The following is a 22230-nucleotide window of genomic DNA, read 5'->3' as shown; positions in this document are numbered from 1 at the left end:
GAATCAGCCGGCCGTGCGGCGGATCCCGGAGCCGTCGAACTCCACGAGTCCGCGAGCCGCGAAGGCGTCGAGCCATCCGATCATCGGCCACCGCCCCCATCGGTCGAAGAACGTGCGCGCGTTGGCGACGATGTCGTCGAGATGTTCCACCGGAGGATCGGAGACCGGATGGAACTGGTGATAGGCGTGCGCCCCACCGACCCACCGCAACCCCATGCCCAACGCCTCCGCGGTGGCTGCGAAATCGGTGTCCTCACCGCCGTAGCCGGTGTAGTCCTCGCAGAAGCCGCCGAGTTCGGTCCAGGTGGTTGCCTCGACCGCGAAGGACAGCGACCAGAAGACATCGAAGTTGCCTCCGTGCTCGACGGTGTCGACCGGCGGGTTCGGCCGCGCCGGGTGCGGTGCGGTCAGCAACGTCAGAGCCTCGCCCTCCGCACCCATGTCTTTCTCTTTCAGGTAGGTCACCGGACCGCAGAGCAGGGATCGGTCGTTGCCGGGCAGCGTTGCCGCACGGCGATACAGCTCGATCATGTTCGGGCCCGGAATGCAGTCAACGTCCAGGAATACCAGCAGTTCCGCGCCACGTTCGATTGCTGCGGCCGCGCCTCGATTGCGGGCGCGGGCCAGCGGCAGCGGGGTCTGCGGGGGCATGTCGATGCACGTCGCCGCCGAACCCGATCGAGCGAGCACGTCGACGATCGCATCGTCGCCCATCGAGACCACGACGTGTTCGACCTGCTCTTCCGATGCACTCAGACCGCGCACCTGAGCGGCCAGGTGCTCGTGTCGACCGGACACCACGGTGACGACGACGGCCTTCACTGTCGCGCCGTCCGAGGTGCGGCCTGCTCGATGGCCCTGGCAGCACGGACAGGTGCCCCCTCGGTACGCAACGCGGACCACCGCCGGCCACCGATCTCGAGAGCGCGATCGGCCGCAGCATGCCATCGCGCGACGGACGGCCACGAGTCGAGAACCTCCGCGAACGGGCCGCCCGCCAGCGCCGCGGCGGTGGCATGCTGCTCGTCGAAGGGTCGGGCCTGCGGCACGACGATGGCCGGCGCGCCCGAAGCGGCGACGTCGGCGACGGCGTTCTGGCCGGCGTGCGTGACGACGAGTGCCGCCGAACACAGCACCGGCCACACGTCGTCCACCCAGTCGCCGCCTGCGACGCCGAGCGCGCGGAACTCGAAGCGGGCGTCCACCGCCGACCACGAGTCCACCAGGTCTCGGGTCAGCGCAGTGCCACCGGCGGCACCCAGAACCACCACTGTCGGATCGGCGTGGGCAGTGTCTCTCTCACGTTCGGCGAACCGGCTGATCGAGCCTGCATAGGTGGTCTTCTCGGCGAAGGGACGCAGCCAGGTCGGGTCGTAGACCTCGCGCGACCACGGTGCGACGATGTGGGTCGCCGCCCGGTAGGCGAGGTTGTGGATCGGATCATTCCGCTCCCCCGGTATCGCCATCACGATCACGCGAACACCCATGAGCCGCAGGAACATCGCTACTTCCACCGATACGTCGACCACCACTGCCCGCGGTCGCTCGCGCGCCACCCACTCCGCGATGATCGCCATCCGTTCGGTCAGACCGTCCACGTCGTGGGGAGCCCAGTGCAGCACCCCTCCAGCCGAACTGTCCACCGCAGCATTGCCTTCCACGGAGTCGTCCACGTCGAGAGCAAGCGAGATCCACTCGGCCGCCGCATGCGCTGTCGGTCGAGCACGCGAGGACAACACCGTCATCGGCTCGGCCATCGACCGTGCGATGGCGTCGGAACGGGTGATGTGACCGACCCCGTGGTGGTGCGCGTAGTAGCCGATCATGCGATCGCGAGTCGGTCGTCCACCGAGTCGACCGCCGCGGCCAGAGTCGAGTGGTACAGCGCCTCGTACTCGTCCACCATCCGGCCCATCGAGCACACCTTCTCCGCCCGGGCCCGGACGTCGGACCTCCTCAGGGCTGCCGCCGCGGGGATCGCGGCGGCGAGGCCGTGTACGTCGTCGGCGGCCACCAGCACTCCCGACGAGCCGTCGACGATCTCCGGTATGCCGCCCCTGGCGAACGCGGCGACGGGAGTGCCGCAGGCCAGCGCTTCTGCCACCACCAGCCCGTACGGTTCGGACCAGACCGGCGAGACCAGCGCGACCTCGGCACCTGCCACCAACGCCGCCAAGGCAGGCTGATCGAGGTGTCCGACGTACCGGATGTTCTCGTCGAGCATGGGTTCGACGAACTCGTGAAAGTACTCGAGATTGCTCAGCGGACCGGCGATACGCAGCGAGCGCCCCGCTTCTTTCGCAGCCGCGATGGCCAGGTGCAGCCCCTTCTCCGGGACCACTCGACCGGACCACACCACATAGTCGCCACCGGTGCCGAACGGCCAGTCCTCCAACGAGATTCCGTTGCGAATGACGACGGTTCCTGCGGTGACATCGGCCCACTGCGAGGCGGCGAACTCGCTGACAGCGGCGAACGTGTTGGCACCGGGAGGAGCCAGCGCAACCGCGGACTCCAGCCACGCGAACGGAGGCGTGTGCAGCGTCGTCACCATCGGTACCGAGAGCGTCGCCGACATCGCCAGCGGCAGGTAGTGCAGGCTGTGGTTGTGCACGATGTCGAACGACCGAGACAGCGTCCCGGCCAGTTCCAACATCACCGCCAGATAGGCGTGATGCTCACGGATCGCGGTGGGGGTGATCGCCACGTCGGCGATCGAGATCGGCGTCAGATCCAACGTTCGGACCGGCAGCATCGTTGCGTCCAGGTCGACGCTCGATCCGTCTGCAGCGAACAGGCTCACCTGATGTCCACGCTCGGTGAGCGCGCGCACCAGGTTGTAGACGTGCGCCTCCAGACCGCCTGCGAAGGGTTGCGCCACCGGAAAACTCGACGACGCCAACACCGCGATGCGAAGTGGCTTCTCGTTCAACGCATCTCCTTTGTCACTGCTGAATAGATCGCGGCATGAGTTGCTGCGATTCGCTGTCGTTGCTCCGCGCGAACGCCCGAATCGAGCGCAGGCGTCCGATCGGCGTGCGCTGCTCGCACGGCAGCAACGAGGGTGTCGGGATCGAACGAATCGATTCCCATCCGGAAACTGTGCACCCGGGCCTGATCTGCGTAGAAGCCGCAGTCCGACGCGACCACGGTGGTGCCGAGATCGCGGCAGGCCTCTAGCCAGCCCGAGTGTGTTCCGAAGCGATAGGGCAACACCGAGACATCGATCGACGACAGATAGTCCCACAGCGCGTCGTCGTCGAAACGTTCGTGCACACGCACGTCGACATCGGGGAAGCTTGTGTAGTCCAGCAACTTTGCGCCGACCGTCGGGCTGTACCAATGGCTGGAGGACTCGAACACGTCCTCGTCGATGTCCAACCGGACAGTGGCGTCGGGTAGCGATCGTGCGGCCTCGACCACGGCATCCATCACAGCCAACGGGTCCATGTTGGACCGCAGGTTCTTGGCATGGACGCCGATGACGAACGAGTCCGACTCCGGGCGCGGCAGTGTCATCCGCTCCAGCGGCACGACGTGTGGATGGTCCACCACTGTTGCCTCGACACCCCACCGATCGTGAATCCAGGCAGCGGCTCCCGCGGTGAGGGTGATGACGGCGGCGGCAGCGGGAACCAGTACGTCCAACTGTCGCAGGTGATCGGCACTGTCCGCGAAATGGGGATTGTGCAGGTCGTGAACCGTCAGAACCAATGGCTGCCGGTGGGCGCGCAGATGCTCGACGGTGCGGGTGAGTTCGTCGGACGTGAAGGACTCGAACCCGAAATGCACGTGCAGCACATCGAAGTGCACGTCGGTCTGCTCGGCGAGCCACCGAGCATCGAGCAGTCGTGGGGGCCACCACTGGCCGGGTACGTCGACTCTCGCCGGGGCAGGATCGGGCAGCACGATCACCGCCGAGTCGACGGACATCTCGTTCGGGGCAGCGCCGACGACGGGCTGCAGGTGTCGGACATAGGCGTGCGAGGACGGAACCGATGCAACGCGAATCATGAATTCCTTCGGGTACAGGCAGGTGGATCGTGCCTGGTCCCGACACGCGATACGTAGCCTGTACCCGATTGCACCCGGGTTCAATCGGGGTTGGCGAAGCCCGTCCGCCGGGTCTACGTTGACGAGAGAATGGTCCAACAAGAACGATCACACGACGTCGGGGCAAGCATGGACGGTCGCACCCGCCATTACGGCGAATTCTACGGACTGGCGGACGACGCCGAGAAGGACGGACCGCTCCTGCTCGTCTGGGGAAACTGCCAGGCCGAGGCGCTGCGCATCCTCCTCGGTTCCGACCCGGCCATGCCGCTGCGGACGGTACGCATCCCTCCCGTACACGAGCTGGAAGCCTCGGACCTGCCCCACGTCGACCGCCTCGTGCGCCAGGCGTCGGTGCTGCTCACCCAGCCGGTTCGAGCCGGCTATCGGTCGCTGCCACTGGGGGTGCCCGATCTCGCCGACGCGCTCGCACCCGACGCCACAGTGGTCCGGTGGCCGGTATTGAGATACGCGGGGCTGCACCCCTTCCAGGTCATCGTTCGACACCCGAGCGACCCCGCTGCCGTCCCGAACATGGTGCCGTACCACGACTTACGGACGATTCTGGCCGCCCGTCGCGGCCTGGGCGGCGACGAGGACTGGGATCGATCGGTCTCGGGCGACGGCCTGCGACAGGCAGCCGAGGCGAGCCTCGACGAGTTGCGCCGACGCGAACGCCGGGACACCGACATCGTTGCCTCCGATCTGTTCGCAGATGCCGGGATCGACGCCACCCACACGATCAACCATGCGACCAACGTGGTGCTCGGTGCTCTCGCCCAGCGCATACTCGATCAGTTGGGGACCGGCAGCACGGTGCGGGATCCGGGACGCGAGTTGCTCGGCGGCGTTCGCGCGCCCGTCGAGGGACGAGTGCTGAATGCTCTGGGTCTGCAGGGTGATTCGCGGCCGAACTGGTCGGTGGACGGCGCTGCCGTGTCGCCGGATTCCGTTCATCGCGCTCACCTGCAGTGGTACGCGGATCGTCCCGAGTTCGTCGATGCCGCGCTCGAACGCCACGCCGAACTGATCCGAACCCTGGAGCTGGCACCGTGACCGGGACGGTACTTCATCTCGTCATGGGGCCCGACGAGCACGGTGTCGTCCGCTGCGCGCACGAATTGGCCTCCGCCACAGCGAGTCCGGTGATATCGGATCTCGAACAGCTACCCCTCGACAGTGCGGTCCACGTGCACTTCACCGACCGGTTGTTCGGCCGAACTGCACAGGCGGCAGCGGATGCTTTCGTCGCCTTCGCCCAGCGGCACCGCGCACCGATCACCGTCACGATGCACGATGTCCCGCAGGCGTCCGACGGCCACGCCTTCGAGGCGCGGAAGAAGTGCTATCGGCGGGTGGCCGATTGCGCCGCTGCCGTAATCGTCTCCAGCATGCACGAGCGGCTACTGCTCGACGAAGTCCTGGACGGTGGAGACGACGTTCGGGTGATCCCGCTTCCGATCGGACGCGCGGAGCCACGAACCGAAGACCGCGTCGCCCCGCGACAAGTCGTCGGCGTACTCGGATTCGTCTACCCGGGCAAAGGGCACGAGGAGGTGCTCGATGCCATGACGTCGCTGGACACCGACGTCGACGTTCTCTCGATCGGGTCCGCATCACCGGGCCACGAATCCATGATCGACGAACTCGGCCGTGCTGCGGAGCAACTCGGCCGATCGTTCACCTCGACCGGTTTCGTTCCCGATGCAGAGCTGAACGAGATCCTGCGGTCGATCGCGATTCCCGTCGCGTTCCACCGACACGTGTCGGCATCGGGTTCGATCAATTCCTGGATCGCGGCTGGCCGTCGACCACTCGTCCCGCGCGGTCGGTACGTGGAGGAAATGGAGACCAACTCCCCCGGGGCGCTGTGGATTCACGAGAATTCGGTCGAAGGCCTCGCGTCTGCGATGGCGGAGGCTCTGCGCCATCCCGACAGGACCTGGCAGAACCGCGACGTGGTCACCTACCCCACCCTCGAGCAAGCAGCCGTGCTGTACCGCGCACTGTTCGACGAACAGTGCGCACCAACGGCAGACCAGCTACCCGACGGCCGATGGGTGGTTCCGGGCAATCGGTGGGATCTCGCCGAGCCGGTCGATCGGGATCCGCGAGTGTCCGTGGTGATCCCGCACTTTCGCCAGCAGCGTCAGCTGGAGTTCGTACTGACCGCGCTGACACTGCAGAGCTACCCGGCCTCGCTGCTCCAGGTGATCGTGGCCGACGACGGGTCCCCCGAAGCACCGGACGTCGACGGCTTCCGGACGGCCCTGGACATCACCGTCGTTCGACAGGACGATCTCGGCTTTCGTGCGGCGGCAGTACGCAATCTCGGCGCATCGGTGGCCGACGGGGAGATTCTGTGTTTTCTGGACGCCGATACCGTTCCCGAACCCGGGTACATCGCGGAATCCGTACGGCTGACAGGGGCGGTTCCTGATGCCCTCGCCGTGGGTCGGCGACGCCATGCCGATCTGACGGGCTGGTCAGCCGAGGACGTGGCCGGGTGGTTCGGCGGCGAATTTTCCGGACCGCCGGAGTTGTCGGAGCCGGGGTGGCTTCGGGACGGGTATTCCCGCTCGCGAGACCTGCTCGATGCCGATCGACGTTCGTACCGGTACATCATCAGCGCCGTCATGTCGTGCAGCCGTCGGCTGTTCTCGGAGATCGGTGGATTCGACGAGACCTTCGTCGGTTACGGCGGAGAGGACTGGGAGTTCGCGCATCGCGCCTACGACGCCGGTGCCGTCCTGGCGCACCTGCCCCGAGCGGTCGCCTGGCACGACGGACCCGAATGGGCCGAGCGGACGGGTGGGGATCGCGAACGCAAGAATCTCGAAGCGCTGATGCTGTCCTCGCGCATCACCGACCCTGCGGCTCGCACTCACGGCCTCGTCTACGCCGTGCCCGAGATCGTCGTGGTCGTCGAGTGCGCCGGACACAGCTCTGCCTCGCTGCTCGCCACGGTCGGTTCCGTTCTGCGCGAGCGAGATTGCGCGGTGTGGCTGGACGGTTCGGACGCGGCGTCGTTGCGAGAGCAGTGGGGCGACGTGGACCCACGGGTCCATCTGGGTCGGCCCGGCGACACCGGCCGCAGCCACATGGTCGTACACGTCCGCGGACTCGTACTGTTCGGTGAGCACGCTCTGCGCCGGATGCTGGCAACCGGTGCCGATCACATGACCGTGGACGTGGGCGGCTCCGGTGTCGTCGAGTGTCGCAGTTCGCGGTCGAATGCGCGCGCGGCGCGGTGGGCCGATGAGCTCGGTCGTGATCGGCTCGATGCGGCCGAAGGCCTCTTCGGGCACATGCACCGCACGGCCGTCGAATTCGGGATCTCGACCGGTGAACATCAACCGAATCTGTCCTGGTGAAGGGAAATACGGTGCGGCGGCCACTGATGGAAGAATGGATGTCCGCGCTCGTCGGGGACGACGTAACAGCAAGGTCGGGTGAACAATGAACAGAACGCTGTATTCGATGCTCTGGATGATGGCGATCATCGCCCTCATCGCATTGATCTGGGGCACAGTCGGTTACGTGTACGCCGACGAACATCCTCTGCGCCGTGCGGCGTTCGTCGGTGGCGGAGTGTTGATCTCGGGCTGGCTGATCGTGCTCGCTGCCGTGGGCATCAAGATCTCGCGACTGAAAGCGCGGCGGAGAGCGAGCAACTCCGACGACGACCGATAGTCCGGCTGCGGTGCGGATTGAGAACGCCGCGGGCGGGTACTCCGCATCGAAGTCTCGACGCGCAATCGCCGGTCAACTGCTCGTCGAGTTCCTCTCAGTCAGTGCCGAGCAAGGGTTCTCGATGGTCAATCAGCGCAGTACGTCGAAGCAGCAGGGTGTGCCGGTACGTCCGGCGACTCGCGAGGAGTATCTGTCGACGTGGTCGACGCTGCACAACGGCATCGATCCTTCTGCTTCCGGGTTGGTCTCGGGTTGGCTTCGCGTCGTCTATGCGCTGAGCGCACCGTTGGTTCGCGCGTCCGTATCCGCCCACGCGGTCACCCTGACCGCCGTCGTGGTGGCAGGAGCGGCAGTGGCCCTGTCGCGCCCCGGCACCTCGGCACCACTGATCGCGGCTGTGCTGATCGTGATCTCCGGCCTGCTCGACGGTATCGACGGTGGGGTCGCGATGATCGGTCGCTCCCAAACTCAGTGGGGGTACCTGCTCGATACCGTCGCCGATCGCTGCAGCGACCTGCTGCTCCTGGCGAGCGGTCTTGCGCTCGGAGCACCGATGCCGCTCGTTCTCGCGGTCGGTGTGACGACGATGCTGCACGAGATGGCCCGTGCCCGCGCGGTCGGTTCCGGCATCGAGGATGTCGGCTTTCTGACGGTGTGGGAGCGCCCCTCGCGGGTGATCGCGGCTGCGGTCACGGCGACGGTCGCCGGTGCCGCTCCGGCCGCCGCCGGATCATCGGCGACGATCGGAATGTCGGTGACGTGTGCGCTCGCAGTCGTCGGGTTCATGCAGTTGATGTTCGGGCTGCATCGACGGGCCGATCGAACTCGGCGGTGACCAGCCAGCCGGCCAGAGCCAGTACATGGAACACGAACATCCACAACATCATTGCCACTCCACCGCCGATCGCGGTGAGGCCTCCGAACGGCGCACCCAGGTCCACCGGTATCGCCAGGAACAAGATGAATCCGTGGACGAACCCGGTGACGATGGACGAGGTGACGAGTGATCCGACGATCAACGCCCGCCCGCCCACCGCACGTGGCGCAATCACGCGATAGGTCCATGCCAAGGGGACGGACAGGATCACCCACAGGCAGTTGAAGCCGAGGAACACGCGCGCCGCCATGGCACCGATTCCGCCGCCGCCGGTCGTTGCTTCGAGCAACCGCGCTACGCAGAGGACGCCTGCCAGCAAGACAGGCGCTGCGGCGAAGAACGGCACCATCGCCAGCCGACCCCGCCAACCGGTGAACGATTCTCGGATCGGAGCGAACCGCACGATCGCCCGGCGCAGGCCCTCCCCGTAGAACGTGGCGGGAAAGATGGCGATCAGGACGCCGATCGGGCCGAGTTCGATTCCTGCAGTGGCCAGTCCGTCCACGGCCGCACGAGCACCCAGGGCGTCGGGCAACAACGTCGACATGGCGTCGAAGCCCCCGCGCACCCAGTCGGCCGACACCAGCAGAGCGCAGGCGCGGATGGTGAGGAGCAACAGCGGCACCACGGCGATGACGGCGTAGAAGGTCAGGCCGCCCGCGATCAAGGTGGTGTCCTCGCGGGCGAACCCGGCTTTGATCGCCCCGACCCCCCGCGCTGCCCTGGTGCGTATCGAGGTCATCTCGTGCGGGCACCGAAGTACAGGGCGACCGTCGACGGGTCATTCAAGGGTGACCTCCACTCCGTCGATGACCTTGAGGAACGGGCAGATCGAGGTCGCCTGCGCCAACACTGCTTCGGCGTCGTCGGTACCGGGAAGAGATACCGCGAGTGCGAACGTCGCGTCGTAGCCGGATGCGTCGGAGTCGGTGAGCACCACGGTGCCCTTCACTGCAAGCTCGTCGACGCTGCCCCCGACGGTTCCGAGCGCGATACGCAGAGATTCGACCAGGCAGCTCGACAATGCGGCGGCCATCAGCTGTTCCGGGTTGGTGTGCTCCCCCGGCCCCCCGAGTTGCTTCGGTTCGCGCACACCGAGGGACAGCACCCCGTCGTCGGAGGTGACTCCCGTCGCGGTGGCAGAGACAGTTGCTGTGTACAGCTCGGTGTTCATCGATGTCGGATGTCCAGTCGGCAGCCGATCGAAACCGTCAGGTTCCGCACCTGCGGGACGAGGCCGACGGGTACGTGTCGCTGTTCACATATCGGACACATCAGTTTGGTCGAACCTACCGACGGGTAATGCTGCAGTCAGGGCCGAGCATCACGCTGTGACCCACAGGCATCGGCCAGAGAAAATGGACCACCCGACCGAAAGGGGAGCACCATGAGCACATCGACGTTGATCGCCCAGTTGCGTGTCGCACTGCAGCTGACGAACACCGAAATCCAGATCGCCGAAACTCGCGTCGTTCAGGCGCGCACCGAGGCGGTACGCCGGGAGTTGACCCAGAACGCCGCGAACGGTCGCGACCGCGCCGCAGCCATCGAGGAAGCCCTTCGCGGACTCGGCGGACTGCCCGATCTCGTGTCGCCGTTCCTGGGACGCACGCTCGCCGCAGTCAAGGCAGTGGCCGAGCAAGCACAGCCGTTCGACGAAGCCCTGCTGGGCGATCTCGCCCTCGAGCAGCAGCTGCTGGGCCGCGCCAAGTACATCAAGGCTCTGGCCACCGCAGCGAACGAGCCCACCGTCGTCGCTCTGGCGACTCGGCTGGCCGCGGCGCACAGCGCCACGGTGGAATGGCTCGAGACCGTCCTCGCGGAAGATGCACTGGGCGGACCCGCAGCATTGCGTCGCACCCCGTTCCAGGCCGCCGCAGGCACCGCGGTCAAGATCGTCAACGCGCCCGCAACCTGGTCGGCTCGCGGTCTCGACCGCGCACTGGACGCAGCTCGCGCTACCCCGGACCGCCTCGCCGGACTTCTGGGCCGCGGCGCTCACGCCGGTGACGTGGCAGTCAAGACGCTGACGGCAAGTCGCGATGCAGCACTCGAAGCAGCCGAGGACGTCACCCGTAGCGAGGGCGTCGATACCGTCGCCGACGCAATCCACACCGCGCGGTCGGCCAGCGGAACCCTCGACGCCGACGAGCTGCCGATCGCGGATTACGACGACCTGAACGTCTCGGACGCCGTCGCCGCCATCAAGGACCTCACCAACCCGACCGACGTTCGCACCGTCGTGACGTACGAAGAGGCACACAAGAACCGCCACGGAGTCGTGTCCGCAGGACAGACGCGCGTGGCAGCAATCGCCAAGGACGTCATCTCCATCGACTGACGAAGATGGATCGATCCTTCTGCGAATACCGATGCGGCCCGTGAACTTCCGGGCCGCATCGCTGTATTCGAAGGACGTCTCTAGGGCTTCAACAGCACCTTGATGGCACCGTCCTGCTTCTTCTGGAAGATGTCGTACGCATGCGGAGCCTCCTCGAGCGAAAGCTCGTGTGTGGCAAACGAGTCGACGCCGAGAGGATCGTCGTCACCGAGCAACGGCATGATGTCGTCGACCCATCTCTTGACGTTCGCCTGCCCCATCCGGAGCTGAATCTGCTTGTCGAACATGGTCATCAGCGGTAGCGGATCGGCCATGCCGCCGTACACCCCGATGATCGAGATGGTTCCGCCGCGGCGGACGATGTCGATTGCCGAGTACAGCGCGCCGAGTCGATCGACACCGGCCTTCTGCATCATCGGCGCGGCAACGGCGTCCGGAAGCATTCCGACGATCTGCTGTGCGAGTTTGCCGACCGGCGATCCGTGCGCCTCCATACCCACCGCATCGATGACCGAGTCCGTGCCCCGGCCGTCGGTCATCTCGCGGATGACGTCGCCGACGCCACCGCTGTGCTCGGCCAGGTTCACCGTCTCGATTCCCCGTGCCGCGGCGCGGGCGAGTCGCTCGGGTACGAGGTCGACGGCGATCACTCGCGCGCCCTTGTGGTGTGCGATGCGCGCTGCCATGTCTCCGATGGGCCCGAGACCGAGGATCGTCACCGATCCCCCGTCTGGAATTGCCGCGTACTCGACGGACTGCCATGCGGTGGGCAACACGTCGGAGAGGTAGACGAATCGCGAATCCGGCGGTCCCTCCGGAACTTTGATGTGAGTGAACTGCGCCTGCGGGACGCGGAGGTACTCGGCCTGACCGCCGGGAACTTGCCCGTAGAGCTTGGAGAAGCCGAACAGTGCTGCACCCGTTCCCTGCTCGCGGACCTGCGTGGTCTCGCACTGGGTGTAGAGGCTCGAATCGCACATGTAGCAGTGCCCGCAGGAGATCTGGAACGGGATGACCACTCGGTCTCCGACTGCCAGATCGCCGGTCTGCGTACCGACTTCCTCGACGATGCCCATCGGCTCGTGGCCGAGGATGTCACCTTCGTCCATGAAGGCACCGAGAGTTTCGTACAGATGCAGGTCCGAACCGCAGATGTTTGTCGTCGTGATCTTCACGATCGCGTCCGTCGGCAGTTCTATCCGCGGGTCGGGAACGGTGTCCACGCCGACTTTCCTCTTGCCTTGCCAGGTCACTGCGCGCATGTGGTCCTTCCGATGGAACGACCTCGAAGTTCGATGTCGTGCAGTGCGCATTGCCTGTTGTGACAGGTCACAAACACAGAGGTCGTGAGTGGTTGGTACCGAGCGTCAGCGGGTAGCCACCACTATGACCGCGTTGTTCTCAGTCGATCCGTCCACCGCCCGCTGCCCTGCGCTGCCCACTCCCTGTGGGCCGATCTCCGATGCCATCACTCGGTGCCTGACCGCGGGTGAGCCGAACGGGACTGCGATCGTGCCGACGCCGACCGAGGTCGATGCCACGTCACGAGACGTGCAACTGTCGCTCCTGATCTGCTACGAACTGCACTACCGCGGGTTCGCGGGAGTCTCGGACGCCTGGGAATGGGATCCCGAACTCCTTCGACTGCGAGGAGCTCTCGAGTCCGCCTTCCTGGCCTACGTACGGGAGAACGTGGAACCCGGCACCGACGCGATCGCAGAGATGGACGCACTGTCCGTCGAGGCCACCTCGGGAACCGGCCCGTCCTGGTTCCTGCGCGACGAGGGGTCATGGGAGCAGATGCGCGAATACTTCGTGCACCGATCCGTCTACCACCTCAAGGAAGCCGATCCGCATGCCTGGGCCATTCCCCGCTTGACGGGTCAGACCAAGGCTTCCTACGTAGCAGTGGAATTCGACGAGTACGGCGGCGGTAAAGGCGACCGCCTGCACCAGCATCTGTGGGCCGAATCGATGGTGGCCGCCGACCTCGATGCAACGTACCTCGGCTACGTCGACCGCGTCCCGGCGCAGACACTGGCGTGGGTCAATCTCATGTCGCTCTTCGGCCTGCACCGTGGTCTGCGCGGTGCCACCGTGGGCCACCTCGCGGCAACCGAGATCACCTCGTCTCCGGGCTCACAGCGCTACGTGCAGGGACTGCAGAGGCTCGACGCCCCCGCAGCATGCATCGCGTTCTACGCCGAGCACGTCGAGGCGGACGCCGTGCACGAGCAGGTACTACGTCACGATGTGGTCGGCACGCTCCTCCGCGACGAGCCCGAATTGGAGGCAGATGTGGTGTTCGGAATGCGTGCGCTGGATTTCGTCGAGAACGAGCTCGCCGACCATGTGATGAAGCGGTGGTCTGCCGGTCAGTCCTCGCTGGACTGAGAGGGTCGCCGCTTGGCGCGGTGGCTCGTGTCGCACAGCGGATAGTTCTTGCTGCGCCGGCACGTGCACACCGCGACGACGAAGCGATCCGACTCCACCCGCGTACCGTCGTCGAGTTCGATGCTCACCGGTCCGTCGATCAGCATCGGTCCGCCGCGGACGATTCTCACCGTGGTGCGCGCACCTGCCGCGTCATCGCTTGTCGCCACGAACGACCACCAACTCCTCTGTTCGGCACCCCGGAGCCAATGCTCCGCGAGCTTCCAGCCATTCTGCGCGCCGGTGCATCACAGGCCCGAAATCGATGGTCTGCCGGCCGGCTTCCGTCACCGAGAATCCGTTGTCGGAGAGCATTCTCACGGTGCGGTGGGGGCCGGAGAACTCCGAATGGACGACGAGCAGCACGCCACCCGACGCGAGCAGGTCGGCCGAGGCGCGACACAGCGGATCGAGCACCGTCCGGCCGTCCTCGCCCGCATCCCAGGCGCGGTGCAGGCCCATCCCCGTCGGAGGAAGCTCGGACGGGACGTACGGGGGATTACAGAGCAGTACGTCGAACGGTTCGAGCTCGGCGGCCTCTGCCAGGGAACCCAACCTGACGTCCACCTCGACGCCTACCGAGCGTGCGTTCCGCTCGGCGCAGTCGACAGCGCGGGGCGAGATGTCGAATGCCACCACTTCGCGCGCGCCCAACAGTGCGGCAGTGATTGCCACGGCACCACTGCCGGTGCACATGTCCAAGACTCGCGCGCCGGGGACGATGCCCGTCGTGGCGGCGATGTCACACAGCAGAAGCGAATCCTCCTGCGGTTCGTACACTCCGGGATCGGCGTGCACGGATGTCAATGCTCGGATGGAATCGGATTCGGCTGTCGTCATCGGCGTGCCTCCCACGGTGTAGCGATCGATGTCGTATTCCCGTCGGACCCGCAGTCAAACCCGTTGCCGTTTCGAGGCTTACGAACACCCCACCCCGGGTAGTCCTGTGGAGCGTGGTTGAGGAGTAGCCCGCGGTCCCCGAATGTCGACTGTCGATTCCCCCGTGCGCCGGGCGAGGAGTTCGGCTGCTCAGGAGTGTGTTCATGATCGTCGTACCGTCCATTACGCCCCCGCTCGCCGAAGTGATTCCGTCACTGAACGCCTCGCGGAGCTTCGATACCGAGATGATGCTGTCGGTCGACGAGAGCGCGGGTGCCGACATCGTCGTCCGAGTGACCGGCACGATCGGTGACTCGGATGTCCCCCTCCTGGCCGAAACGCTCGGTGAGGCAGCCGAGCGCGGGCGAGCGTTGATACTCGACCTGTCGTCGGTGGCCGGAGCCTCGGCCGGTGTCCATTCCGTACTCGACGCCACCGCCATCCGACTAGGCCGGTGGAATCAGCAACTGTCAGTGGTACTTTCGCCGGCACTGCAGCAGTCCGGCATCGGTCTCGTACCCGATCGAGTCGAGGTACGAGGATCCACGACCGAATCCGTGCTCGCGCCGACAGCAGACACCCGGTGATCCGTTCGATGACGACGAGCGCACGCACCGAAGCGCGGCAGGTGTCTCTGTGACCACCCCCAACACGACCTACGACGTGCTCGTCGTCGGCGGCGGCAACGCGGGCATCAGCGCGGCAGCGCGACTTCTGAAGAAGGGCATCTCCGACGTCGCGGTGCTCGAACCCAAGAAAGTGCACACCTATCGCCCACTGCTCTCGTACGTGGGCTCCGGTCAGGCAGCTCTGACCGAGGCCGAGCGCACCCAACGTTCGGTGATCCCGACCGGATGCGTCTGGCTGGAGGACTCGGCGACAGCGATCGACCCGGTGAATCGTCTGGTGCGCTGCGCGTCGGGCACCGAGTACGGCTACCGGGATCTCGTGCTCGGACAGGGGCTCGTCGTCGACACCGACGCGCTGCCCGGAGTGTGGGCCGCGCTCCGATCCCCCACCGTCACCAGCAATTACCTCGACCGAGCCGAACGCACCTGGCAGTTGGTACGCGATCTGCCCGCCCACAGCAGCGCGGTGTTCACCGTGCCGCGGCCACCGGTCGGGTGCACCGGCACCACCCTCAAGCCGCTGTTCCTCGCGGCAGACCATTGGACCCGCACCGGCCGCATGCCGGGAATGGACATCACGCTGGTGGTGGATCGACACCGCCTACTGGGTGTGCCGCAACTCGACAGCATCGTGATCGCACGACTACGCGAGCTCGGCGTGCGCATTCTGACCCGCACTGCGGTGACGGCACTGCACCCGGAGAGCGGACACATCACCGTCACGGACCACGACGGCATCGATGAGCGGCTCGGCTACGACATGCTGCACCTCGTACCGCCGTTCCGCGGTCCGAAGTGGCTGGAGGAATCGAATCTGACCGGGTCCGCCTCGCACGGTGTCGTCGACATCGACGGACGAACTCTGCGCCACCGGATCCATCCGGAGATCTGGGCCGCAGGTGACGGCGCAGCCATCGACACCGATTCCTCGGGTGGCGCACTGCGCAAACAGATTTCGATTCTCGTCGACAATGTGATCGCAGCGCGCAGCGGCACTCCGTTGTCGGAGTACGACGGCTACACCGTGGCCCCCATCCCGGTCGACGCACACCGCCTGATCGCTGCCGAGTTCGATCGCACCGGAACCCTGACGCCGTCGTTGCCGTCGTTCGTAGACCCGCTGAAACCCCGGCGCTCCGCCTGGGCGTTCGACCGTTACGGCCTACCGCTGTCCTACTGGAACATGATTCTCGCCGGCCGACTCTGACCGATCGGGCGAGCCCATGAACCCGTCGGGGTCGTGGACGATGACCCGGTGACCGTCGTCCTCCAGGGCGCGAAACGCATCATGCAGGAGCCGTCGAGCCGTGCCGTCGATTGCCCGCACCTCACTGAAATCGACTGTTGTACTGTCATTTTCGCCGAAACCGTGGACCATTCGGGCGATGATCGCCTCGGCACCCGCGAACCGAAGATCACCCTGCAGCTCCACTGTGGTCATACCCTCCGCCTCGGTCACGCTGCGGATGGCCGATTCGCCGCTGGGTGCCACATGCATCATGTGCAGACCCAGATCGCGCGAGAGCCTCTCGAACACCGCCACCCCACGGACGCTGTTGCCGTGCTCGTTCAGCCTCGGAGACAGCACGGCAATCCCCACCTGACCGGGCAACACACCGATGATCGCCCCGGCAACCCCGCTCTTGGCCGGAATACCCACGGACGCAAGCCAGCTGCCGCTGCCGTCGTACATTCCACAGGTGGCCATGACCGCCAACACGTGTCGATCGATCGCCGGGTCGACCACCTGTTCGCCCGTGCCGGGATCCTTCCCACCGTTCGCCAACACCGCGGCGATCCGGGCCAGATCGTTGCAGGTCACGGTCACCGCGCACTGACGTGCATAACCGTCGACGACATCGGCGGGCTCGGCTCCGAGATGGCCGACCGACTTCAACAGGTGCGCGATCGCGGTGTTCCGGTCGTCGGATTCGAGTTCTGCCTCGTACACCTGACGGTCGACGGAGAGTCCGCGGCCGGCCATTCGGCTCAGAAGGTCCGTCAATCGCCCTGCCCGCTCTTCGCTTCCGTCGCCTCGAATCATCGAATGCACCGCCAGCGCACCGGCATTGATCAACGGGTTCCGCGGTCTTCCGGTCTCCGCTTCGAGGGATATCTCGTTGAACGAGTCTCCCGACGGCTCGACGTCGACGGCCTCGAGCAGCGCCTCGATACCGTTGTCCTCGATGGCGAGCGCGTACGCGACCGCTTTGGCGATCGATTGGATCGAGAATTCGGTGTCGGTGTCGCCCGCTCCGTGCAGCGATCCCCCGACGGTGGCGAGGGCGACCGCGAACGTGTCGGGATCCGCCGAGGCCACTACCGGGTTGCCCTCGGTCACCGTCCCTCCGTCGAACTGTCTGCAGTCCTCCAACACGGAGGCGAGGTATTCGGGAACAGGCGATCTCATGTGTCCACGCTAGTCCTCGGCGAACAGGTCTTGACATCACGGCCGTACTGCCGCTTACACTCCTGGTTCCTCAACCGTTGTAGGGCCCCCTCCCACAAAGATCGGATTCCTGACGTGCGATTGCGACGCCTGATCGCTGCCGACTCGACAGATCGTCTGGCCGTGTACGCACCCGAGTCGGGATCGTGGGTCGACCTCGATACCGCGGTGTCGACATTCGGTGCCGACGAGTCTCTCCGCCCGCTCACCCGCACCGTGCTCGGGTTTCTCGATGCCGGCGAACGGGTGCGCGACGCGGCCTCTGCCGTGGTGCAGCGCGCCGTGTCCGAGGGAGTCGCGGTGATCGACCGACCGGCACCGACACTTCCGGTGATCCCGGCGTCTCTTCGCTGCTTCCTCGGCTGGGAGGCTCACTGGGATCTGGCCGCGCACAACCTGGTTCGCCGCAACCTGCCGAAAGCTCTCCCGTTCATCCGCGGGTTCGAAGCCGTCACTCGATCGACGTTTCCGGCGCTCCGTCCGGGGCCGGGGTTCGACGACCATCCGGTCTACTACACCGGCAACCACCTCACCGTCGTAGCCGACGAAGCTCCGGTCGATTGGCCGTCCTACAGCCGGGCACTGGATTTCGAGCTCGAGTTCGGAGCCGTGGTGACCAGGCCCGTCCGCGACGTATCCGAGCGGCAGGCCACTGCTGCGATCGGTGGGTACGTGGTGTTCGACGACATCAGCGCCCGCGACACCCAGTGGGAGGAGCAGCGTCGCACCCCGTTCGGTCCGGTGGTCAAGACCAAGACATTCGCCAGCTCCATGGGAGCCGACATCGTGACCGCCGACGAGATCATGCCGTATCTGGATTCGTTGACGGCCACCGTCACCGTCAACGAGGAACTGTGGTCGACGACCGGCACCGCCGGTATGCGGTACTCGGTCGGCGAATCTCTCGCGTACGCCAGCCGCGGCGAAAACGTCCATCCCGGTGAACTGTTGACGTCCGGCACGCTTCCACGAGGATGTGGCCTGGAACTCGACCGCTGGATCGCCCCGGGCGATCGCGTCGAACTGAGTATTCAACGGATCGGATCGGTTACCAACACGATCGGGACCCGCTGAACTCAGCGCTCGGTATCGGATTTGTCGGTGGAGGCATCCTGGAACATCTCCAGGAACGATCCGAAGCCGGATGCTCCCTTGCGTGGTTCGTCCATGTTGTGGTCGACGGCTCCCGCCGCCCCCTCGTCGTGTGTCATGTCTTGTAGCTTGCCGCTCGCAAATTTCAGCGAATCAGGGACCGAGGACACGAATCGGCAACGAAAGATAACGGACCGATAACGACGAACTCGAAGCTATGGATGGATCGAGCACGGTTTCTATCCATAACTTCGAGTTCGGTGGAGAGAGTTAAGCCAGCTCGAAGCGATCGAGCATCATGACCTTGTCCCAGGCAGCGACGAAGTCCGCGACGAACTTGTCCTTGGCGTCGTCGCAGGCGTAAACCTCTGCGAGAGCGCGCAATTCGGAGTTCGATCCGAACACCAGGTCGTTGCGAGTTCCGGTCCACTTCTTCTCACCGGTCGCCGCATCCTTGGCTTCGTAGATGCCTTCCTCCGCGGCCGGGACCCATTCGGTGCCCATGTCGAGGAGATTGACGAAGAAGTCGTTGGTGAGCGTTCCGACCTTGTCGGTCAGGACGCCGTGCGACGACTTTCCGAAGTTGGCTCCGAGCACACGCAGTCCGCCGACGAGCACGGTCATCTCGGGTGCACTGAGCGACAACAGGTTCGCCCGATCGACGAGGGAGTACTCGGCCGGAAGCTTCTGACCCTTGCCGAGGAAGTTGCGGAATCCGTCGGCCTTCGGCTCGAGATCGGAGAACGAATCGACGTCCGTCTGCTCCTGCGTCGCGTCCATGCGGCCCGGCGTGAACGGCACGCTGACACCCGACGCCTGCTCGAGTGCTGCGACACCACCGAGAACGACGAGGTCGGCGAACGACACCGTTCCGGAGAACGACTGCTGGATTCCCTCGAGCACACGAATGACCTGTGCGAGCTCGTCGGGCTCGTTGACCTCCCAGCCTGCCTGCGGCTGCAGGCGCAGACGGCCACCGTTGGCACCGCCGCGCTTGTCGCTGACTCGGAACGACGACGCCGCGGCCCAGGCAGCCGAAATGAGCTGCTGCTGAGTCAGTTCGGAGTCGAGGATCGTCTTCTTGAGCTCGGCGATCTGCGCCTCACCGATCAGTTCGTGATCGACGGCCGGGATCGGGTCCTGCCAGAGCAGAGTCTCGGACGGAACCTCGGGGCCGAGGTAGCGGGTGACGGGTCCCATGTCGCGGTGGGTGAGCTTGAACCACGCCTTCTGGAATTCTTCGGCGAGCTCCTCGGGATGGTCGAGCCAGCGACGAGTGATCTGCTCGTAGATCGGGTCGACGCGCATCGCGATGTCGGACGTGAGCATCGACGGGTGGCGACGCTTGGAGGGATCGGCGGGGTCGGGAACGAGATCCGCGCCCTCGCCGTTCTTCGGGCGCCACTGGTGCGCACCTGCGGGGCTCTTGTAGAGCTCCCACTCGAATCCGTACAGCGTCTCGAGGAAGCTGTTGTCCCACTGGGTGGGTGTGGGGGTCCAGATGACTTCGAGACCACTGGTGATCGCATCCGCGCCGACGCCACTCTGGTAGCTGTTCTTCCAGCCCAGACCCATCTGCTCGATGGGTGCACCCTCGGGCTCGGCACCGATGTGCTCGTCGGGATCCGCCGCACCGTGCGTCTTGCCGAACGTGTGCCCACCGACGGCGAGTGCCGCGGTCTCGATGTCGTTCATGGCCATCCGGCCGAAGGTCTCGCGGATGTCCAGTGCGGACTGCACCGGATCCGGGTTGCCGTTGGGGCCTTCGGGGTTGACGTAGATCAGGCCCATCTGCACTGCGGCCAAGGGGTTTTCGAGACTGGTGCGGTCACCGTTGTAGCGCTCGTCGCCCAGCCAGGTCTGCTCGGGGCCCCAGTAGACGTCCTCGTCCGGCTCCCAGGCGTCGACGCGACCGCCGGCGAAGCCGTAGGTCGGCAGACCCATGGACTCGATGGCCACGTTGCCGGTGAGCACGATCAGGTCGGCCCAGGAGAGCTTGCGACCGTACTTCTGCTTGACCGGCCAGATCAGACGACGAGCCTTGTCCAGGCTGGCGTTGTCCGGCCAGCTGTTCAGGGGGGCGAAGCGCTGCATGCCCGCTCCGGCTCCACCGCGTCCGTCCTGCTTGCGGTACGTGCCTGCGGCGTGCCACGCCATGCGAATGAAGAAGGGGCCGTAGTGACCGAAGTCGGCAGGCCACCAGGGCTGCGAGTTGGTCATGAGGGCTTCGATGTCGCGCTTGACCTCGGCGAGGTCGAGGGAGTTGAACTCGGCGGCGTAGTCGAAATCTGCACCCATCGGGTCGCCGACGGCCGGGTTCTTCTTGAGAATCTTGAGGTTCAGAGCCTTGGGCCACCACTCGCGGTTGCCGCCACCCTCGACGGGCATCGGCATCGAGTCGTGCATGACCGGACACTTGCCACCCGACTCCTGTGGCTGATCCTCGTTCATCTCTTTTTCGCGTGTTGTGTGATCTTGTGACACGTGCTTCCTTCCGAAGTGTGACGATCGGGCTGTGATCGAGGTCGATTCACGAACTCTGCTGTGTTCGAGAACCGGGAGGGAACGAAACAGGAGCTGTCGACTGCCCTCGAGCAGCCGAACACTGTGCGCAGAAGCCCCAGTAGATGACTTCCGCCTCGTCGATCGTGAAACCGACGGAGTCCGATGCGGTGAGACACGGCGTTTCGCCCACCGCGCAGTCCACGTCGGCGATGACACCGCAGGAGCGGCATACCGCGTGGTGATGGTTGTCGCCGACACGAGATTCGTACCGAGCAGGAGATCCTGCCGGTTCGATTCGCCGTACCAGGCGCGCCGCGGTCAACGCATTGAGCACGTCGTACACGGTTTGCCGCGACACCTCGGGCAGCACCGATCGCACGAGCCCGAGGATCGTGTCGGTGTCTGCATGAGGATTGGATCCGACGACCTCGAGCACCGCGACCCGAGGACGGGTCACGCGCATGTCGGCGGTGCGTAACAGCTCCGCGTACGGTGAGATCGGCATCACAGCAATACTATCCTCCGCTTTTCTGGACAAAGTCAAGTATGCAGACGAATTCGCCGAATGTCGACCGCAACGACGCTCGACGCGTCACCTCGGAGCCGACACGACTCCCACTGTTCGTTTTTCGGTCACTCCCCCGTGGCCTCGAACCCGATCTCAGGCCGGGTCGGAGACAGCCGCACCTGTGCGGCCTCGATCAGCGCCTGCCGTTCCACTGCTTCTCGATGCCGCGCAACACCTCGAGCGTCCGAGCAGAATCGGCATCGACAGCCATCCTCGACCGGGCGCGCTCGAGCGCACGCTCGGCCCGCGTCACCGCACGGTGCCCCGAGTCGGTGGCCTCGACCATGTACTGCTGCCGATTTCGCGGATTGACGCTCCGCGCCAGCAGCCCCGCCTCGACCAGACTTGCCGTCGTGGCGGTGATACTCGTCCTGTGCCGCACCAACTCCCGCGACAGCGCACTGTAGGACATCGGCCCTCGTCTGCACACCAGTTCCAGTACCTCGTACCTCGCCCAGCTGAGCCCCTGCGCATCCAATGCCTCGGCCAGACGAACTCGCGCGGCCGACGCCATGCGCAGCACCGTGGACACGATTTCGAGCTCGGTCGAATGCACCGGAGAGCTACCACCGTCGAACGATTCAGCGAGGGCAGTCATCGAACACCCCCTACTTGATCTCTGCGAGGACGGTGCCTTGGGTGATGGCGTCGCCTGCGGTGACGGTCAGGCCGGTGATGGTGCCTGCTTTGTGGGCGTTGACGGGGTTTTCC

General features: G+C 65.6%; 24 protein-coding genes. 9 read left to right on the top strand and 15 right to left on the bottom strand.

The window, feature by feature from the left end:
* Positions 1-3: 3 nt before the first annotated feature.
* Genes CH283_RS04840 through CH283_RS04825 form a run of 4 tightly spaced genes read right to left on the bottom strand, consistent with a single transcriptional unit; the run spans position 4 to position 4014 of the window.
* Complete coding sequence (locus CH283_RS04840; RefSeq protein ID WP_094639045.1) at positions 4-822, bottom strand: glycosyltransferase family 2 protein; 819 nt, start codon at positions 820-822, stop codon at positions 4-6.
* Positions 819-1826 (bottom strand): glycosyltransferase, encoded by a 1008-nt coding sequence (locus CH283_RS04835; RefSeq protein ID WP_068050334.1) that lies wholly within the window; start codon positions 1824-1826, stop codon positions 819-821. The genes CH283_RS04840 and CH283_RS04835 overlap by 4 nt, the downstream gene beginning before the upstream one ends.
* Positions 1823-2932 carry a glycosyltransferase gene (locus CH283_RS04830; protein WP_068050332.1) on the bottom strand — a complete coding sequence of 370 codons (1110 nt, stop codon included), beginning with the start codon at positions 2930-2932 and terminating at the stop codon, positions 1823-1825. Before CH283_RS04830 ends, CH283_RS04835 begins: the two co-directional genes overlap by 4 nt.
* Positions 2929-4014: a hypothetical protein gene (locus CH283_RS04825; protein ID WP_094639044.1), complete on the bottom strand. Its 1086-nt coding sequence runs from the start codon at positions 4012-4014 to the stop codon at positions 2929-2931. Before CH283_RS04825 ends, CH283_RS04830 begins: the two co-directional genes overlap by 4 nt.
* A 168-nt stretch (positions 4015-4182) precedes the next feature.
* On the opposite strand from CH283_RS04825, the gene CH283_RS04820 reads away from it, so the two are divergent.
* From CH283_RS04820 to CH283_RS04805, 4 genes are all read left to right on the top strand, one after another.
* A complete protein-coding gene (locus CH283_RS04820) occupies positions 4183-5109 on the top strand; it encodes a WcbI family polysaccharide biosynthesis putative acetyltransferase (RefSeq protein ID WP_068050328.1) in 927 nt (308 codons plus the stop codon).
* Positions 5106-7427: a glycosyltransferase gene (locus CH283_RS28640; RefSeq protein WP_255183087.1), complete on the top strand. Its 2322-nt coding sequence runs from the start codon at positions 5106-5108 to the stop codon at positions 7425-7427. The genes CH283_RS04820 and CH283_RS28640 overlap by 4 nt, the downstream gene beginning before the upstream one ends.
* Positions 7428-7512: 85 nt before the next feature.
* A complete protein-coding gene (locus tag CH283_RS04810; protein WP_231893824.1) occupies positions 7513-7746 on the top strand; it encodes a hypothetical protein in 234 nt (77 codons plus the stop codon).
* A gap of 10 nt (positions 7747-7756) precedes the next feature.
* Positions 7757-8581 carry a CDP-alcohol phosphatidyltransferase family protein gene (locus CH283_RS04805; RefSeq protein WP_082898784.1) on the top strand — a complete coding sequence of 275 codons (825 nt, stop codon included), beginning with the start codon at positions 7757-7759 and terminating at the stop codon, positions 8579-8581.
* Here CH283_RS04805 and CH283_RS04800 read toward each other — a convergent pair.
* Entirely contained in the window at positions 8529-9365 is an 837-nt protein-coding gene (locus CH283_RS04800; protein ID WP_094639043.1) for a YhjD/YihY/BrkB family envelope integrity protein, read from the bottom strand. The genes CH283_RS04805 and CH283_RS04800 overlap by 53 nt on opposite strands.
* A gap of 39 nt (positions 9366-9404) precedes the next feature.
* Complete coding sequence (locus tag CH283_RS04795; protein WP_094639042.1) at positions 9405-9797, bottom strand: OsmC family protein; 393 nt, start codon at positions 9795-9797, stop codon at positions 9405-9407.
* A 213-nt stretch (positions 9798-10010) separates the two neighbouring features.
* Here CH283_RS04795 and CH283_RS04790 point away from each other — a divergent pair, with 213 nt between their 5' ends.
* On the top strand, positions 10011-10964 hold the full coding sequence (locus tag CH283_RS04790; RefSeq protein WP_094639041.1) for a hypothetical protein: 954 nt from the start codon (positions 10011-10013) through the stop codon (positions 10962-10964).
* 80 nt (positions 10965-11044) lie between these two features.
* On the opposite strand, the gene CH283_RS04785 is transcribed toward CH283_RS04790, so the two are convergent.
* A complete protein-coding gene (locus CH283_RS04785) occupies positions 11045-12226 on the bottom strand; it encodes a zinc-dependent alcohol dehydrogenase (protein ID WP_094639040.1) in 1182 nt (393 codons plus the stop codon).
* 124 nt (positions 12227-12350) lie between these two features.
* Here CH283_RS04785 and CH283_RS04780 point away from each other — a divergent pair, with 124 nt between their 5' ends.
* Positions 12351-13358, top strand: a complete 1008-nt coding sequence (locus CH283_RS04780; RefSeq protein ID WP_094639039.1) for an iron-containing redox enzyme family protein — start codon at positions 12351-12353, stop codon at positions 13356-13358.
* Here the strand turns inward: CH283_RS04780 and CH283_RS04775 are convergent.
* Both CH283_RS04775 and CH283_RS04770 read right to left on the bottom strand, forming a co-directional pair.
* On the bottom strand, positions 13340-13504 hold the full coding sequence (locus CH283_RS04775) for a CDGSH iron-sulfur domain-containing protein (RefSeq protein ID WP_094639170.1): 165 nt from the start codon (positions 13502-13504) through the stop codon (positions 13340-13342). The two genes, CH283_RS04780 and CH283_RS04775, sit on opposite strands and share 19 nt — an antisense overlap.
* 46 nt (positions 13505-13550) lie before the next feature.
* The gene (locus CH283_RS04770) at positions 13551-14237 is read right to left on the bottom strand and encodes a HemK2/MTQ2 family protein methyltransferase (RefSeq protein ID WP_094639038.1); all 687 of its coding nucleotides are present in this window, start codon (positions 14235-14237) and stop codon (positions 13551-13553) included.
* A gap of 203 nt (positions 14238-14440) precedes the next feature.
* Here CH283_RS04770 and CH283_RS04765 point away from each other — a divergent pair, with 203 nt between their 5' ends.
* Positions 14441-14863 (top strand): hypothetical protein, encoded by a 423-nt coding sequence (locus CH283_RS04765; RefSeq protein WP_141215281.1) that lies wholly within the window; start codon positions 14441-14443, stop codon positions 14861-14863.
* Positions 14864-14912: 49 nt separating this feature from the next.
* Positions 14913-16112: an NAD(P)/FAD-dependent oxidoreductase gene (locus CH283_RS04760; RefSeq protein WP_068050312.1), complete on the top strand. Its 1200-nt coding sequence runs from the start codon at positions 14913-14915 to the stop codon at positions 16110-16112.
* Here CH283_RS04760 and glsA read toward each other — a convergent pair.
* Entirely contained in the window at positions 16068-17315 is a 1248-nt protein-coding gene (glsA, locus tag CH283_RS27940) for a glutaminase A (protein WP_094648553.1), read from the bottom strand. The genes CH283_RS04760 and glsA overlap by 45 nt on opposite strands.
* A 114-nt stretch (positions 17316-17429) precedes the next feature.
* Between glsA and CH283_RS27935 the strand changes: the two genes are divergently transcribed.
* The gene (locus CH283_RS27935; RefSeq protein ID WP_176460350.1) at positions 17430-18428 is read left to right on the top strand and encodes a fumarylacetoacetate hydrolase family protein; all 999 of its coding nucleotides are present in this window, start codon (positions 17430-17432) and stop codon (positions 18426-18428) included.
* A 2-nt stretch (positions 18429-18430) separates the two neighbouring features.
* Here the strand turns inward: CH283_RS27935 and CH283_RS28635 are convergent, their stop codons facing one another.
* The 5 genes from CH283_RS28635 to CH283_RS27930 form a co-directional block, all read right to left on the bottom strand.
* The gene (locus tag CH283_RS28635) at positions 18431-18565 is read right to left on the bottom strand and encodes a hypothetical protein (protein WP_255183086.1); all 135 of its coding nucleotides are present in this window, start codon (positions 18563-18565) and stop codon (positions 18431-18433) included.
* Positions 18566-18716: 151 nt separating this feature from the next.
* Positions 18717-20897, bottom strand: a complete 2181-nt coding sequence (gene katG / locus CH283_RS04750; RefSeq protein ID WP_255183102.1) for a catalase/peroxidase HPI — start codon at positions 20895-20897, stop codon at positions 18717-18719.
* A 79-nt stretch (positions 20898-20976) separates the two neighbouring features.
* Positions 20977-21456: a Fur family transcriptional regulator gene (locus CH283_RS04745; RefSeq protein WP_068050305.1), complete on the bottom strand. Its 480-nt coding sequence runs from the start codon at positions 21454-21456 to the stop codon at positions 20977-20979.
* A 196-nt stretch (positions 21457-21652) separates the two neighbouring features.
* Positions 21653-22117 carry a MarR family transcriptional regulator gene (locus tag CH283_RS04740; RefSeq protein WP_068050303.1) on the bottom strand — a complete coding sequence of 155 codons (465 nt, stop codon included), beginning with the start codon at positions 22115-22117 and terminating at the stop codon, positions 21653-21655.
* Positions 22118-22127: 10 nt separating this feature from the next.
* A partial coding sequence (locus tag CH283_RS27930) for a biotin/lipoyl-containing protein (RefSeq protein WP_141215328.1) occupies positions 22128-22230 on the bottom strand: 103 nt, incomplete at its 5' end.

This window comes from Rhodococcus sp. 05-2254-2 (assembly GCF_002259095.1).
GTDB lineage: Bacteria > Actinomycetota > Actinomycetes > Mycobacteriales > Mycobacteriaceae > Rhodococcoides.
Note: the sequence above shows the minus strand (reverse complement) of the source record. Positions and strands in the feature narration are given on the sequence as shown.